11 protein-coding genes and 1 tRNA gene are annotated in these 15,811 nt (G+C 39.2%); 7 read left to right on the plus strand and 5 right to left on the minus strand.

Annotation, left to right across the window (positions count from 1 at the left end; genetic code table 11):
- The first annotated feature begins 196 nt into the window (after positions 1 to 196).
- On the plus strand, positions 197 to 1,060 hold the full coding sequence (locus IQ209_RS00080; protein WP_193847833.1) for a LysR family transcriptional regulator: 864 nt from the start codon (positions 197 to 199) through the stop codon (positions 1,058 to 1,060).
- A 336-nt stretch (positions 1,061 to 1,396) separates the two neighbouring features.
- Here IQ209_RS00080 and IQ209_RS00085 read toward each other — a convergent pair.
- From IQ209_RS00085 to IQ209_RS00095, 3 genes are all read right to left on the minus strand, one after another.
- Positions 1,397 to 1,481, minus strand: a tRNA-Tyr gene (locus IQ209_RS00085).
- A gap of 237 nt (positions 1,482 to 1,718) precedes the next feature.
- A complete protein-coding gene (gene purU, locus IQ209_RS00090; protein WP_193847835.1) occupies positions 1,719 to 2,567 on the minus strand; it encodes a formyltetrahydrofolate deformylase in 849 nt (282 codons plus the stop codon).
- A 67-nt stretch (positions 2,568 to 2,634) separates the two neighbouring features.
- A complete protein-coding gene (locus tag IQ209_RS00095; RefSeq protein ID WP_193847837.1) occupies positions 2,635 to 3,096 on the minus strand; it encodes a YchJ family protein in 462 nt (153 codons plus the stop codon).
- 297 nt (positions 3,097 to 3,393) lie between these two features.
- On the opposite strand from IQ209_RS00095, the gene galU reads away from it, so the two are divergent.
- The 3 genes from galU to IQ209_RS00110 are packed head-to-tail and all read left to right on the plus strand — an operon-like array spanning position 3,394 to position 6,698.
- Positions 3,394 to 4,311: a UTP--glucose-1-phosphate uridylyltransferase GalU gene (gene galU / locus IQ209_RS00100; RefSeq protein WP_193847839.1), complete on the plus strand. Its 918-nt coding sequence runs from the start codon at positions 3,394 to 3,396 to the stop codon at positions 4,309 to 4,311.
- 24 nt (positions 4,312 to 4,335) lie between these two features.
- Positions 4,336 to 5,679: a UDP-glucose/GDP-mannose dehydrogenase family protein gene (locus tag IQ209_RS00105; protein WP_193847841.1), complete on the plus strand. Its 1,344-nt coding sequence runs from the start codon at positions 4,336 to 4,338 to the stop codon at positions 5,677 to 5,679.
- An 8-nt stretch (positions 5,680 to 5,687) separates the two neighbouring features.
- Entirely contained in the window at positions 5,688 to 6,698 is a 1,011-nt protein-coding gene (locus IQ209_RS00110) for an NAD-dependent epimerase (RefSeq protein WP_193847843.1), read from the plus strand.
- Between the two features lie 237 nt (positions 6,699 to 6,935).
- Here the strand turns inward: IQ209_RS00110 and IQ209_RS00115 are convergent, their stop codons facing one another.
- Positions 6,936 to 7,337 carry an H-NS family nucleoid-associated regulatory protein gene (locus IQ209_RS00115; protein ID WP_193847845.1) on the minus strand — a complete coding sequence of 134 codons (402 nt, stop codon included), beginning with the start codon at positions 7,335 to 7,337 and terminating at the stop codon, positions 6,936 to 6,938.
- Between the two features lie 644 nt (positions 7,338 to 7,981).
- On the opposite strand from IQ209_RS00115, the gene IQ209_RS00120 reads away from it, so the two are divergent.
- Entirely contained in the window at positions 7,982 to 8,596 is a 615-nt protein-coding gene (locus IQ209_RS00120) for a thymidine kinase (protein WP_193847847.1), read from the plus strand.
- A 109-nt stretch (positions 8,597 to 8,705) separates the two neighbouring features.
- Here IQ209_RS00120 and adhE read toward each other — a convergent pair whose 3' ends face one another.
- Positions 8,706 to 11,369, minus strand: coding sequence for a bifunctional acetaldehyde-CoA/alcohol dehydrogenase (gene adhE, locus IQ209_RS00125; RefSeq protein ID WP_193847849.1), 2,664 nt, complete (start codon positions 11,367 to 11,369; stop codon positions 8,706 to 8,708).
- Positions 11,370 to 12,391: 1,022 nt separating this feature from the next.
- On the opposite strand from adhE, the gene IQ209_RS00130 reads away from it, so the two are divergent.
- Entirely contained in the window at positions 12,392 to 14,062 is a 1,671-nt protein-coding gene (locus IQ209_RS00130; protein ID WP_193847851.1) for an ABC transporter substrate-binding protein, read from the plus strand.
- Positions 14,063 to 14,154: 92 nt separating this feature from the next.
- Positions 14,155 to 15,798 (plus strand): oligopeptide ABC transporter substrate-binding protein OppA, encoded by a 1,644-nt coding sequence (oppA, locus tag IQ209_RS00135; protein WP_193847853.1) that lies wholly within the window; start codon positions 14,155 to 14,157, stop codon positions 15,796 to 15,798.
- Positions 15,799 to 15,811: the final 13 nt, after the last annotated feature.

Consider the following 15,811-nt stretch of genomic DNA (forward strand, 5'->3'; position numbering starts at 1 on the left):
ATGAATAATAGCGTTCATCTAAACCGCATTATTGCATCAGGGACTGGCATTTTATATAAATGCCATTTGAAAAATACTTATTTTTATTGTACAAAATTATACCTTGATAATATCAAGCTTGATTTAGCGGTTACCTGATGAGAAGGCCATTTCAAGGAAATTATTTTAGCCACAAGTTACATAGGAACGGTGAATTATGTTTTTTTCTCGTAAATTAGAAGCATTCATGGCGGTGGTGGAAATGGGTTCTTTAAGCAAAGCGGCAAGAGTGATGAACCGTACGACTCCCCCAGTCGCTAAATCAATTAAAGACTTTGAAGCGACGTTAGGAAAGCGCTTATTCAAAAGGGAGAAGTTTGGGATGATTCTGACCAAAGACGGAGTGGAGTTATATAATGACTTAAAAGAGCTCTATTTGAAAGAGAAAGAAATTACAAAGAAACACATTAGTGGGAGTATTTGTAATGTTGTAAATATATACCATGATTGGGGTAAGAAAAAGCATCTGATTTCGCTTTATAAAGCAGCGGACAGAAATAATGCTCAAGTTAATATATTACGCTTCAGTTATGATAACATTGATGAAATAGTTGACTATGAGGGCAATACAATAATTTTAAGTTCAGAAAAAATACTTAGTGATCGATTCAGCCTGGTAAGGAAAATTGATGGTCCAAATTTAGGGATCTGCTGCCGTAAAGAGTTATTGGATGAAGTCAATGGGGACTTTACTCAATTGCTGAAAAAGAGAACGTGGTTATGTGATCCAGTGCTCTATAAAGGCAATTTGATAAAGAATTTGGAAGAGGAAATGATAAAAAACGGAGAAAAAGTTAATATTCGACAGATGGATAATATAGAATGCTGTCTCAATTTTATTCAGTCAACCGATTATATTTTTATTACAGATTCCCACTCCGGTGCATTGGAAGAGGGAGAAAGCCTAGGCTTCATTCCTATATCACGGCCTGATGCAATTAATCAGTGTTATGTCTACAAATCAAAATCTCATTCAAGCGTGTTAAATCGTTTCATCGACTCCGTCAGTGATATGGAGTAACTGGCTGCATGAGCGAAGCGAACTATCAGGTTTCTCAGCTCCTCTATGGGTGTTTGCCTAAATGCATTAAAAGAGCTTAGAATAGATTTTGATGGTGGTGAGGAAGGATGCTGTGTTATTTCGTTCCTCACCTTTGGCTTATATAGGTATTACACATCTCGTCATTTCATTTTACTTCTCTTGCCCATAGCCACTCTGTGGTATTCCACTTTGAAGGGAAGCTGAATGTATTAACACTTTCCAAATCGATACATTTTATGAGGAAATAAGCTACAACCTGCTGTTTAGTAAGGATAAGTATGTCTGATTTTTATGTAATTAAAGACGAGTTATTGATGGTGGTGGGGGAAGGATTCGAACCTTCGAAGTCTGTGACGGCAGATTTACAGTCTGCTCCCTTTGGCCGCTCGGGAACCCCACCAGATTTTTGAATTGTATGCTGTCTTTAGCAGCGAACGGCATAATATCAGATAAACCGCCGCTGTAAAGTAGATAATTGAAAATAAAGTATCATGCGCTTACTTTTTGATCCGGGTGATCATGTTGCAACCTACTGGGTAATATCATCGACAGAAAATACCTGTATTACAGGTTGCATTTTGCCCAAACAGCTATAGGCACAATACTTTATTGTTTATTAAAAAAACAACATGGTTGATTAAAGAATAACAGTACGGTTACCATATACAAAAACACGCTGGGAAAATACCCAGTGTAATGCTTGGCTCAATACATTCTTTTCAACATCCCGCCCTGCACGCATCATCTCCTCAGCGGTATAGGTGTGATCCACATTTATCACATCTTGGGTGATAATCGGCCCTTCATCCAGATTGTCATTTACATAATGAGCCGTCGCGCCAATAATTTTCACACCACGCTCATAAGCTTGATGGTAAGGGCGAGCACCGATAAATGCCGGCAAGAATGAATGGTGAATGTTGATTATTTGATTGGGGTAATGCTGAACAAATGCTGGTGTTAAGACGCGCATATACTTGGCAAGTACAACATAATCCGGCTTATATTGATCAATTTGTGCCATCAATGCTTCGTCATGTTGTTCACGAGTTAGACCCTCATGACTGATGTAATGGAATGGGATATCAAACTGCTCAACTAATTTTTGTAAAGTAGTATGATTGCCGATGACAGCAGCAATTTCGACATCCAGTCCACCATAGACGCTTTTGACTAAAATGTCGCCAATGCAATGCGCTTCTTTTGTCACCATGATAACGATACGACGTCGGCCCGCTGTATTTAATTCACGGTTTGAACCCGCCGGTAGAGCGTCATCCAAATCGGCCAGAAGCGTTTCGTCATTAAAAATACCCTCCAGCTCGGTACGCATAAAAAATCGGCCAGTACGATGATCAACAAACTCATTATTTTGAACGATGTTTAATTGATGTTTGTAACAAATGTTTGTGATTTTTGCGATCAAACCTTTGGAATCAGGACAAATCGTACGCAAGATTTTTTTTTGTATGTTTGCGTTTTGCATGGATTGGGAGAACCTCAAATATTCTTCACTGTGTGTGAGTTGTTATGTTTGATATTTAGATGCTGATTTAACCACAGCATTTCTTATATTTTTTGCCTGAACCACATGGGCAAGGGCTATTTCGGCCTATTTCAGGGCGAATGCCATCTATATAAAACCAACGTTGATCAATGCGCAAAAAACGTGAGCGCTCATGAATCAATTGCTTATCTTGCTTTCCTTGTTCAATAAAGCAAGCTGAAAATTCAACATAAGCTTCGTTATTATGTTTCCCCTGATTAGTTTCGAGGACATTTAATCCCAGCCATTGTACACCGGCAAAACTTTGTTCTATTTCTGTACGCCAATTTTCAGCCGGGCAATCTGGGTGCCAGGTAGCGATAAGATAGTCTGTATTTTGTGTAACGTAAGCGCTATATCTGGAACGCATCAGGGATTCAGCATTTGGGGCAGGGTGATGGTTTTCAAGATAGGGACTACAGCAAAGGTCAAAAGATGAGCCACTGCCGCAGGGACACATTTTTGTCAAAATAACTCCAGTTATTTAAAGGGGTTGCAGATTATCGTTAATTGTAAGGTAAATTAGTATTTGTTGAATAGGATTAAATGCACAACCCCGACATCTAATCATTGAAATGTGATTAAAAGCTAGCGCACTGTATATCTGGCCGAATTAACTGGTGTATACTCGTGCGCGTTATTTTTTGCGGGTGCAATTTTCTTCACACATACGATTTTTTTTGAGAGTTAATGCTATTGTTTTAACTGTAAAGGCGTTTTTCAGTGAAAACATATCAGTGAGAACATAGCAGTAGGAGACGATGTAATGTCAGTAATAAATAAAAAGGTCAAAAAAGCGGTTATACCTGTTGCTGGTTTGGGAACCCGGATGTTGCCAGCCACCAAAGCCATCCCGAAAGAAATGCTCCCCTTGGTAGATAAACCACTTATTCAGTATGTGGTCAATGAATGTATCAAAGCAGGTATTAATGAGATCATTTTGGTCACACATTCATCCAAAAACTCGATAGAAAACCATTTTGATACCAGCTTTGAGCTAGAAGCGATTCTTGAGAAAAGAGTTAAACGCCAGTTATTGGACGAGGTACAATCCATCTGTCCAAATCATGTAACAATCATGCAAACCCGTCAGGGAATTGCAAAAGGATTGGGGCATGCCGTGTTATGTGCTAAACCACTTATTGGTGATGAGCCGTTTGCTGTTGTTTTGCCTGATGTTATTTTGGATGAGTACAGTACCGACCTATCAAAATATAATTTGAGCGAAATGTTATCACGCTTCAACAGCAGTGGTGCAAGCCAAATTCTCGTTGAACCTGTCCCTGTAGAAAGTGTTGCGGATTATGGCATTGTTGATTGCTTGGGTGAAAATTTACAGCCTGGGGATAGCAAACCGATTGCCCGTGTTGTTGAAAAGCCAAAACCAGAAGAAGCGCCATCGAATCTTTCCATTGTTGGTCGTTATGTATTATCCGAAAAAATCTGGCCATTATTGGCTAAGACTGCGCCAGGGGCAGGAGATGAAATACAACTGACTGATGCTATTGCCATGCTGATGGAAAAAGAGTCTGTTGAGGCTTATCACTTGCAAGGCCGGAGTCATGATTGTGGTAATAAGTTGGGTTATATGCAGGCATTTGTTGAATATGGCATGAAACATAAAGAATTGGGCAAGTCATTCACGGATTGGATCATGACCGTGCAAAATCAGTTTGAAAAATAATCTACTCGTACTTTAAGGTGTGATATGAAAGTTACTGTATTTGGTATTGGCTACGTAGGCTTAGTTCAAGCAACCGTATTTGCTGAAGTGGGGCATGATGTTCTTTGTGTCGATGTTGATGCAAAAAAAGTCGAGAACCTGAAAAATGGTCAAATTCCTATTTTTGAGCCGGGCTTGACGCCCTTGGTAAAGAAAAATCATGCTGAGGGACGGCTGAATTTTACAACGGAGGCCGAAGCCGGTATTGCTCATGGCAAATTACAGTTTATTGCAGTAGGCACACCTCCTGATGAAGATGGCTCTGCTGATCTTAAGTATGTAACTGCGGTAGCCAGAACTATTGCGGAAAATATGGATGGTTACAAAGTGGTTGTTGACAAGTCAACGGTGCCAGTCGGTACGGCTGATAAAGTCAGGGCAGTGATGCAAGCAACATTGGCAGAGCGTAATTTGGAACTTCCATTTGATGTCGTTTCCAATCCTGAGTTTTTGAAAGAAGGCGCCGCTGTTGCTGATTGTATGCGGCCTGAACGCATTATTATTGGTTGTGATAATGATGATGTGGTTGATGTCATGCGCGAGCTGTACGAGCCATTTAATCGTAATCATGATCGTATGATAGTCATGGATATTCGCAGCGCTGAATTGACTAAATATGCAGCTAACTGCATGTTGGCGACAAAAATTAGTTTTATGAATGAAATTGCTAACTTAGCTGAGATACTGGGCGCTGATATTGAACATGTGCGCCAAGGAATTGGTTCCGACTCACGCATCGGATATCACTTTATTTACCCTGGATGTGGATATGGGGGGTCATGTTTCCCTAAAGATGTTCAGGCACTGATCCGAACTTCTGAACAAATTGGATATACGCCAAAAATTCTTCAGGCAGTGGAGCAGGTTAACGAAAAACAGAAAAGTAAATTGCCTGCTTTTGTAAGACACCATTTTGGTGATGATTTATCGGGCAGGACATTTGCTATTTGGGGGTTGTCATTTAAACCTAATACAGATGACATGCGTGAGGCATCGAGCCGTGTCTTGATGGAAACGTTATGGAAATGTGGCGCTAAAGTTCAGGCGTATGATCCTGAGGCTATGCAGGAAGCTCAGCGTATTTATGGGCAGCGTGATGATCTCGCTTTAATGGGAACAAAAGAAGCAGCATTAAAAGGTGCTGATGCTTTGATTATCTGTACGGAATGGCAAAACTTCAGAGCACCTGATTTTGATGTGATTAAGGATTCATTAAAAACGCCTGTGATTTTTGATGGACGCAATCTTTATGATCCCGAACGCCTACAATCGCGTGGTTTTACTTATTATGGTATTGGTCGCGGTGCCTCAATCAAACCCGTCATTTGAGTTAATTTATGAAATTTTTAGTTACAGGCTCTGCTGGTTTTATAGGTTTTCACGTTAGTCAGCGGTTATTGAATATGGGGTATGAGGTTGTTGGTATTGATAACCTCAACGATTATTATGATGTTAATTTGAAACAGGCGAGATTAAATTTATTACTCCCTTATTCAAATTTCAAATTTGAAAAATTAGACCTGGCTGACAGAGTTGCAATACCCGAATTGTTTGCGAAACATCAATTCCAGCGAGTGATCCATTTGGGGGCTCAACCGGGTGTGCGTTATTCAATACAAAATCCTATGGCATATATAGATGCCAATATCGTCGGTCATATCAATATACTTGAAGGTTGCCGTCATCATTCTGTAGAGCATCTATTATATGCATCTTCCAGTTCAGTATATGGCTTAAATAAAAAGCAACCTTTTTCTACTGATGACTCAGTTGATCATCCGGTTTCTTTATATGCAGCAACGAAAAAAACTGATGAGTTAATGTCTCACAGCTATTCACATCTTTACCAACTTCCCACTACAGGGTTAAGATTTTTTACCGTATATGGACCGTGGGGGCGTCCTGACATGGCTTTATTTAAATTCACTAAAGCTATGTTAGAAGGTAAGCCGATTGATGTTTATAATCATGGCAATATGGTGAGAGATTTCACATATATTGATGACATTGTTGAATCTATCATCAGGTTGCAGGATATCATCCCGACTTCCAATAAAGACTGGTTAGTCGAAGATGGGCAAATATCTGCCAGCTCTGCGCCGTATCGAGTTTACAATATTGGCAATGGACAACCGACAAAACTGGGTGATTTTATAGAAGCCATTGAAACCTCATTAGGAATTGAGGCGAAGAAACACTTTATGGAAATTCAAGATGGCGATGTATTGTCAACGTGTGCAGATTCAAGCGCGCTTTACAATAAGATTGGTTTTTCACCTAACATGCCGGTAAAGGAAGGGGTGAAACGATTTACTGATTGGTATTTAGACTTTTATCAAAAGCTATGACAGCAAAAATAGGAAAAGGAGCGATTAGCTCCTTTTTTATAAAATTATGTTAATAAAAAACTAAGTTCGTGTTAAGTTATTTTTTATCACATCGAGAATATGAAAACTATTTAGCTATTAATATAACTCTCTGTGTTTCTGCATCAGCCCGTAATTAACTTGGTTAGTTTATATTAAGCATAAAGCAAAAATACCCTATCAAGGGTATTTTTGTTATCAGATTGACAAAGCAACTGATTAGATCAGGAAATCTTCCAGTGATTTGCCTTCTTCTTCAATTGCTTTTTTGATTACAGCGGGTGTACGGCCTTGGCCAGTCCAGGTTTTAGTTTCACCGTCATCAACGTATGAATATTTTGCTGGACGAGCAGCACGTTTAGATTTACCCGTAGATTTACCACTTAAAGCATCCACTAAATCGCTTAATTCAATACCGTCTTTCTCCAGCATTTCACGGTATTCTTGAAGCTTGCGTGTGCGCTCTTCTAATTGTACACGAACCTGGTTTTCTTCATCACGGCGTTCTTCAACAACAGTCGTAAGTTTTTCCAGCATTTCTTCTAAAGTACTAAGTTCACATTCTCTTGCTTGTGCGCGCAAGGTACGGATGTTATTTAAGGATTTTAAATTTTCGCTCATTGTCCTGGTCTCAAATTATAATGATGATAGCTGATGTAGAGATAATAATAGAATGCTATTTTATTTTCTGCAATAGTGAATTTACTTTCTCAGCCTAAAACATGTCATTTTAAAATGCAATTTTTGAAGTAATCGATATATTGCCTTTTAATCCTGCTATTGGGTTTACCATTTTTCAATAAGCGTGAAGGGGATTACTGTAAAGTTTAGTAAGAGATAAAACCTAAGGTATAAAACTAATTTATAGTCAATCCGTAAGAAACATTAACTGTTTTGCTAAAAATAAGCTGAAGAGTAAGTGTGCGATGAAAGTTTTTTTATGGGTAATCCATTAGTTATGATCATGGTGGGTGAATTGAACAAAAGTAAACCACTATGATTATTAATATTCAAAGGATGAGGGTAAAAATAACTATTTTCTTTTTATGTTAATTTTGCGCATTTGGCATGCAGGAAGTCCTTGTGGTGCTGATTTTATATGCGCAAATGTGATGATTATCATGAAAATAATCTTTTCTTATTCATTTTAATTTGTTTCTGTTACTCCACATTTGACAATAACAGGGATAATTTTAACCAGCGTTTGTGGTAAACTGGTGCTGTTATATCGCCTGATTAAATTAGACAAGAGGATGAACAGGCCAATGGCTCAGCTTTATTTTTATTATTCTGCCATGAATGCAGGGAAATCAACTTCCTTATTGCAGTCTTCCTATAACTATAACGAAAGGGGAATGAGAACGCTGATCTTTACAGCAGAAATCGATACTCGATTCGGTAAAGGAATGGTCAGTTCCCGTATTGGATTATCCGCAGAAGCGTTGTTGTTTTCACCAAAAACAAATATTGCTGAGCTTATCAGAAAGGAAAATGGGGTAGAAAAAGTCCATTGCGTTTTGATTGATGAATGCCAATTCTTAACGAAAGAGCATGTCGAGCAACTTTGTGAAATTGTAGATTATGATGATATCCCTGTTCTTTGTTATGGTTTAAGGACAGATTTTCAAGGTGAGTTATTCAGCGGTAGTGAATATCTCCTCGCGTGGTCAGATAAATTGGTAGAGTTAAAAACAATCTGTCATTGTGGGAGAAAAGCCAGCCGTGTACTTCGTTTTAGCAGCGATGGCAATGTTGTTTACGATGGTGCTCAGGTTGATATTGGTGGTAATGAAAAATACGTCTCTGTGTGTCGTAGACACTATACTGACGTTATTCGTGAAGCTAAGGCTAAAAAAAGTTTAATACGCCACCAGTTGTAATCGAGAAATCTAAAATTATATAGCCTTAAGAAGGCTGGAAAATAAAATAATAAAAAGGCGCTGGGTTGCCCTAACGCCTTTTAAGTTACATCCATCAGCGTATCATTTATTATTCTTTCTTATTATTTTTTCTATTTGATTTTACTGCCTCCTGTGGTTTGTTCTCTTCAGTGAATTTACGGCCATAAAAAGAATCTAGCAGCAGTTGTTTCAACTCAGAAATTAATGGGTAGCGCGGATTTGCACCGGTGCATTGGTCATCAAATGCGTCTTCTGCGAGCTTATCGATTTTTGCCAGGAAGTCAGCTTCTTGCACACCTATTTCACGAATTGAAGCTGGAATGTCTAGCTGAGACTTTATTTCTTCCAACCAAGCCAATAGTTTTTCAATCTTGGCAGCAGTACGATCACCCGATGAGGTTAGCCCCAGATGATCGGCAATTTCCGCATAGCGACGTCGCGCTTGTGGGCGGTCATATTGGCTGAAGGCAGTCTGTTTTGTTGGATTATCATTAGCGTTGTAGCGGATTACGTTACAAATTAACAGTGCATTAGCTAAGCCATGTGGGATATGAAACTCAGAGCCAAGTTTGTGGGCCATAGAGTGGCATACGCCCAAGAATGCATTAGCAAAAGCAATACCTGCTATCGTTGCTGCATTATGGACACGTTCGCGGGCAATGGGATTTTTTGCACCTTCGTGGTAACTAACAGGCAGGTAATCTTTTAGCAGCTTTAGTGCTTGCAGTGCTTGTCCATCAGAGTATTCATTGGCTAAAACAGAAACGTAGGCTTCCAATGCGTGGGTTACTGCATCCAGGCCACCAAAGGCACATAGCGATTTTGGCATATCCATGACGAGATTTGCATCGACAATCGCCATATCGGGGGTAAGCGCGTAGTCTGCCAAAGGATATTTCTGCCCGGTTACGTCATCGGTAACAACCGCGAAAGGTGTGACTTCTGAACCTGTGCCTGAAGTCGTGGTAATGGCGACCAATTTAGCTTTTACACCCATTTTCGGGAACTTATAGATACGTTTACGAATATCCATAAAGCGCAGAGCCAATTCCTCAAAATGTGTTTCTGGATGCTCATACATTACCCACATAATTTTAGCTGCATCCATCGGGGAACCGCCGCCAAGGGCAATAATGACGTCTGGTTTAAACAGATGCATTTGTTCAGCACCTTTGCGAACGATGCTTAATGTTGGATCTGCTTCGACTTCAAAGAATACTTCAGTTTCAACGCCATAAGATTTCAAGACATTAATAACCTGATCGGCATAACCGTTATTGAATAAGAAACGGTCTGTCACAATAAAAGCGCGTTTAGCGCCATCGGTAGCGACTTCTTCCAAGGCAATGGGCAGAGAACCGCGTCGGAAATAGATTGATTTTGGAAGTTTGTGCCACAACATATTTTCGGCTCTTTTGGCGACGGTTTTTGTATTGATCAAGTGTTTTGGCCCAACATTTTCAGAAATCGAGTTGCCTCCCCAAGACCCACAACCCAACGTCAGAGAAGGAGACAGCTTGAAGTTGTACAGGTCTCCAATACCACCTTGAGATGCAGGTGTGTTAATCAAAATACGCGCGGTTTTCATTTTGTTGCCAAAGTATTTAATACGCTCTGCCTGATTATCTTGTTCGGTATAGAGGCATGACGTATGTCCAATACCTCCCATCTCAACCAATTTCTCGGCTTTTTCGACCGCATCTTCAAAGTTTTTACCACGATACATAGCAAGCAGTGGTGATAGTTTTTCATGAGCAAAGGGCTCTGCTTCATCTACCAGGGTAACTTCACCAATAAGAATTTTGGTGCTTTCAGGAACATTAATACCGGCCAATTCAGCAATTTTTATTGCTGGCTGGCCAACAATCGCTGCATTTAAGTTACCGTTTTTCAAAATAACATCTTGAACGGCTTTTAACTCTTTTCCTTGGAGAAGATACCCACCGTGAGTTGAAAAACGTTCACGGACTTGCTCGTAAACAGAATCAACGACGATAACAGATTGTTCTGAGGCACAAATTACACCGTTATCAAACGTCTTAGACATCAGGATAGATGCAACGGCACGTTTGATATCAGCTGATTCATCAATCACGACAGGGGTATTGCCAGCACCGACACCAATAGCGGGTTTGCCTGAACTATAGGCTGCTTTTACCATGCCAGGACCACCTGTTGCCAAAATTAGATTAATGTCAGGGTGGTGCATTAAGGCATTTGAGAGTTCAACGGAAGGTTCATCTATCCAGCCAATGATATCCTTTGGTGCACCTGCTTCAACCGCTGCCTTTAAAACAATTTCTGCTGCTCTGTTGGTTGCTTTTTTAGCACGAGGATGAGGGGAAAAAATAATACCATTACGGGTTTTCAGGCTGATAAGCGCTTTGAAAATTGCGGTAGATGTTGGGTTTGTGGTTGGAATAATGGCGCAAATTAGGCCAATAGGTTCAGCGATAGTAATCGTACCGAAAGTATTGTCTTCAGATAAAATACCGCAAGTTTTATCATCTTTATAGGCATTATAAATATATTCTGAAGCGAAGTGGTTTTTGATCACTTTATCTTCCACAATTCCCATGCCTGATTCAGATACGGCTAATTTTGCCAGCGGAATACGGGCATCAGCAGCGGCAAGGGCCGCCGCCCGAAAAATTCGGTCAACTTGTTCCTGAGAAAAATTGGCAAATTCATGTTGGGCTTTTTTTACGCGAGCAACTAATTCATTGAGTTCTGCGACGTGAGTGACAGCCATAAAAATTACTCCTGACAGATGTTAAATTTTTTAGGGCAATTAGCTGCGAGATGATTAATTTATTAAATAATATTATGAGATTAATCGTTTAGATTTAATCATGAATATAGCTAATTGCCTTAAAAAATTTCTTAACAAAATGATTAATATAGGAATAGTTTCTTTCCTTGAAATTTTGCGTTGAATACAGCTTACCATTTACAGGCATTTGTATTGTGATTTAGATCATGAAAACATTAAGCTGACTCAATTCAGCTGTTGTTTCTGGAGAAATTAGTATTAGTTGGTTGTTTAACTATGCAAATACAATTTATTAACTTTACAGTGGGTTTGTATTAACGTAATTACTCGAATTATGAGATTATTATTAATATATTTGAAATAAGGACATAGCTTTATTTCCTGGATTACTGTGATATAGCAAAGATAACTTATGTATTTGCTTAAATTATTAATGTAATGAGTTGAAATTTTATACTTAAATGGAGTGTAAATTAATCAAAAGTTAACCAATAAATGATCAGTTAAAGTGTAATTGGTCGATAACATCATTTTTGATGTCATTTTCTTGAAACGCTGTTCATATTTTATTCCTTTTTAATCTGTGATTTTCTTAAAATAATACTGTAATTTTCTACACTGTTTTACATTTTATAATCTTATTTAACTGGCGGCTTGTATCGTTGTTTTGTGATGAAGATGGATTTTTACTCTGTGGTGATTGCATTTTGTTAAAATAATGTTTATTTTCTCTTTTGATAATATTCCATGAATATCTCATGGAGATAACAGAATAAAATCTATTATTATCACTATGTTACATTAGTTATGTAAATGTATTGTATACAAGGGTAACGAATGATCTTAATGTTTTAATAAATTCATTATAAAAAACAAATAACAATTATTATGTGGACATCGTTTTTTAGTAGGTTAATTCCCCTTTGTTAACGAGATAAGTAAATTATTGGAGTTAGTAGTTTAAAAACGATTCATTTACTGTTTATAACTTGGAGTGAAATATGAGAAAAAAAACATCAAAGTTAGGTCAGTTGGTTTCGAGTATCGTTTTATTATCTTTTCTCGCAGCACAGAGTATTGCTGCAACTGTTCCAGCAGGCGTTATCCTGGCTGAAAAACAAGAAATAACCGTTAACAATGGTGTCGAAGTCACTTCATTGGACCCTCATAAAGTTGAAGGCTCTCCAGAGACTGTCATTATCCGCAATCTGTTGGAAGGGCTGGTAACGACCGGGCCAAAAGGTGAAACCGTGCCTGGCGTGGCAGAAAAATGGGAAAATGACGGTTATAAGGTATGGACATTTTATTTACGTCATGACGCCAAATGGAGTGACGGTAATCCTGTGACTGCACAGGATTTTGTCTATAGTTGGCGCCGGCTCGCTGATCCAAACACGGGGTCGCCTTATACCAGTTATTTGCAATATGCCTATATTCAGAACGTTGACGATATTTTGAAAGGAATCAAATCACCGGAACAATTGGGGGTTAAGGCGTTAGATGATCACCGTTTCCAGGTAACACTCAGCCAGCCAGTTCCTTATCTGATTGACATGTTAAGCCATACAGCGATGAAACCCATCAGGCAAGATGTGGTTGAAAAATGGGGGAATAAATGGACGTTGCCGGAAAACTATATTGGCAATGGTGCTTATACATTGAAGGATTGGGTGGTCAATGAGCGAATTGTTTTAACGCGCAATCCCCAGTATTGGAACAATAAAGAAACCCTCATTGAAAAAGGCACTTTCCTGCCGATTGTCTCTGAAGTTAGTAGTGTTAACCGCTATCGTAGCGGGGAAGTGGATATCACTGATAATGCAATTCCTCCTGATCTATACCAAAAAATGAAACGGGATATCCCCGAGCAATTGCAAGTTTCACCTTATCTGTGCACGTTTTACTACGAAATTAATAACCAGAAGCCCTTATTTAAAGATAAACGGGTGCGTGAAGCCATAAAACTGAGCCTTGATCGCAATATTATTACTGAAAAAATTATGGCGCAGGGGCAAATTCCAGCCTATGGATTTACTCCGACTTATATTGGCGGGGGTTTGACTATTAATTCAGAATGGGCAAGTTGGACCCAGGAACAGCGCAATCAACGGGCAAGGGAATTGTTGAAAGAGGCCGGTTTTGATACCAGTCATCCCCTTAAGTTCACTTTGTTATACAACACATCAGAGCAAAATAAACAACAAGCCATCGCTGCCGCTTCTATGTGGCAGAAAAATATTGGCGCAAAAGTCACTTTGCAAAATCAAGAGTGGAAAACTTCTCTCCAGAACCGCCATCAGGGAAATTATGATGTCGCAAGAGCGACATGGTGTGGCGATTATAACGAGCCTTCTTCTTTCTTGAATATATTGCTGTCAAGTAGCAGTAACAATACCGTTTTTTATCAAAGTGAGGCTTTTGATAACTCTCTTAAGCAGGCCCTGACTGCCAAAGATGGTGCGACACGTAAGGAGTTTTATCAGCAAGCCGAAGCTCAGCTAGATAAAGATTCAGGGTTGATACCGGTTTATTACCGAGTCAGTGTGCGCCTTATTCGGCCGACTGTTGGGGGAATGACAGGGAAAGATCCCATGGATTATGTCGATCTAAAGAATTTGTATATTAAAAAGGTGAATAACGAATTATCGTCACAAGATATTGTTTTACCGTAAACAAAATAGTTCCTTTTGGATACGGAAAATAACCAGCCCAATGTGTGGATATGACTTTAATGGGTCAAATGATATCAATTGGAGAGAATAAGATGATAAACACAACAAAGAAAAGACTGGCTACAGGTATTACGGTAGCGTTAGGCATGATGATTGGGTGGCCGGCCTTTGCAGCACAAGTGTCTGCTGGCGTGCAACTTGCGGACGCTGCAAAACAGGTGCTAGTTCGTAACAATGCCTCTGAACCACAATCGTTGGACCCGCATAAAATTGAAGGTGTACCAGAGTCTAATATCGCGCGTGATCTATTTGAAACTCTGGTAATCAATGATCCTGACGGTAAAATTATACCGGGAATCGCAGAAAGTTGGGAAAATAAGGATTTCAAAGTTTGGACATTCCATCTGCGTAAAGATGCAAAGTGGTCTAATGGTGACCCTGTCACTGCACAGGATTTTGTTTACAGTTGGCGCCGTCTGGTAGATCCAAATACTGCGTCCCCATACGCAAGTTTTCTTCAATATGCCCATCTTCTCAATGTTGACGATATCATCAGAGGTAAACAAAAACCTGAAACGTTGGGTATCAAAGCATTGGATGATCATACGTTAGAATTGACACTCAGCGAACCTGTACCTTATTTAGTCAGATTGTTTGTTCATCCAAGTACATCACCAGTCCATCGTGCAACTGTAGAGAAGTATGGCGAAAGATGGACGCAACCCCTGAACTTTGTCGGTAATGGCGCTTATAAACTGAAAAGTTGGGTGATCAATGAACGTCTTGTTTTCGAACGTAGTCCAACCTATTGGGATAATAAGAATACAGTTATTAATCAAATCACTGTCTTGCCTATTTCGTCCGAAGTCACCGATGTTAACCGCTATCGCGCTGGCGAAATTGAAATGACTTATAACAATTTACCGATAGAACTCTTCTCAAAACTAAAAAAAGAAATTCCTGAACAGTTGCGTGTAAACCCGTATTTATGTACTTATTATTATGAAATCAATAACCAAAAACCCCCATTTAATGATCCCCGTGTGCGTACTGCACTGAAACTGGGTATAGATCGAGATCTTATGACTAATAAGGTGAAAAATCAGGGCGATATACCTGCCTATGGTTATACACCACCCTATATCGCCGATTTTAAAGATGAGAAACCAGACTGGTATACCAAATTAAATCAGCAGCAGCGTAATGAAGAAGCGAAAAAACTTTTGGCAGAGGCTGGATTTACTAAAGATAATCCCTTGAAAATTAAGCTACTGTACAATACTTCCGATTTGCATAAAAAGTTAGCTATTGCCGCAGCATCTATGTGGAAAAAGAATATCGGTATTGATGTTTCTCTTGAAAATCAGGAATGGAAAACTTTCCTTGACTCCCGCCATCAAGGTAACTATGACATTGCTCGTGCAGGATGGTGTGCTGATTATAACGAAGCTTCTACCTTCTTGAACTCCATGTTATCCAATAGTAGCAATAACACAGCCTATTATAAGAGCAAAGAATTTGATGCTCTGATGAAGCAATCCCTGCAAGTCAAAACTGATGAAGAACGTGCTGAAATTTATGCTAAAGCTAATGCGCAATTGGATAAAGATTCTGCAATTATTCCTATCTATTATTATACAAATTCTCGTTTGCTAAAACCTTATGTCGGTGGTTATACCGGTAAAGATCCCTTAGATAACTTCCATACCAAAGATCTGTACATAATAAAACATTAGGAATTAGCCGGTG

This window comes from Xenorhabdus sp. BG5, assembly GCF_015163665.1.
Taxonomy (GTDB): domain Bacteria; phylum Pseudomonadota; class Gammaproteobacteria; order Enterobacterales; family Enterobacteriaceae; genus Xenorhabdus.

Excerpts from the sequence above, each read along its gene's own strand:
- galU (WP_193847839.1), top strand. The coding sequence starts at position 3,394 with ATGTCAGTAATAAATAAAAAGGTCAAAAAAGCGGTTATACCTGTTGCT.
- IQ209_RS00110 (WP_193847843.1), top strand. The coding sequence starts at position 5,688 with ATGAAATTTTTAGTTACAGGCTCTGCTGGTTTTATAGGTTTTCACGTT.
- oppA (WP_193847853.1), top strand. The coding sequence starts at position 14,155 with ATGATAAACACAACAAAGAAAAGACTGGCTACAGGTATTACGGTAGCG.
- adhE (WP_193847849.1), bottom strand. The coding sequence starts at position 11,369 with ATGGCTGTCACTCACGTCGCAGAACTCAATGAATTAGTTGCTCGCGTA.
- IQ209_RS00115 (WP_193847845.1), bottom strand. The coding sequence starts at position 7,337 with ATGAGCGAAAATTTAAAATCCTTAAATAACATCCGTACCTTGCGCGCA.
- IQ209_RS00130 (WP_193847851.1), top strand. The coding sequence starts at position 12,392 with ATGAGAAAAAAAACATCAAAGTTAGGTCAGTTGGTTTCGAGTATCGTT.
- IQ209_RS00080 (WP_193847833.1), top strand. The coding sequence starts at position 197 with ATGTTTTTTTCTCGTAAATTAGAAGCATTCATGGCGGTGGTGGAAATG.
- IQ209_RS00105 (WP_193847841.1), top strand. The coding sequence starts at position 4,336 with ATGAAAGTTACTGTATTTGGTATTGGCTACGTAGGCTTAGTTCAAGCA.
- IQ209_RS00120 (WP_193847847.1), top strand. The coding sequence starts at position 7,982 with ATGGCTCAGCTTTATTTTTATTATTCTGCCATGAATGCAGGGAAATCA.
- purU (WP_193847835.1), bottom strand. The coding sequence starts at position 2,567 with ATGCAAAACGCAAACATACAAAAAAAAATCTTGCGTACGATTTGTCCT.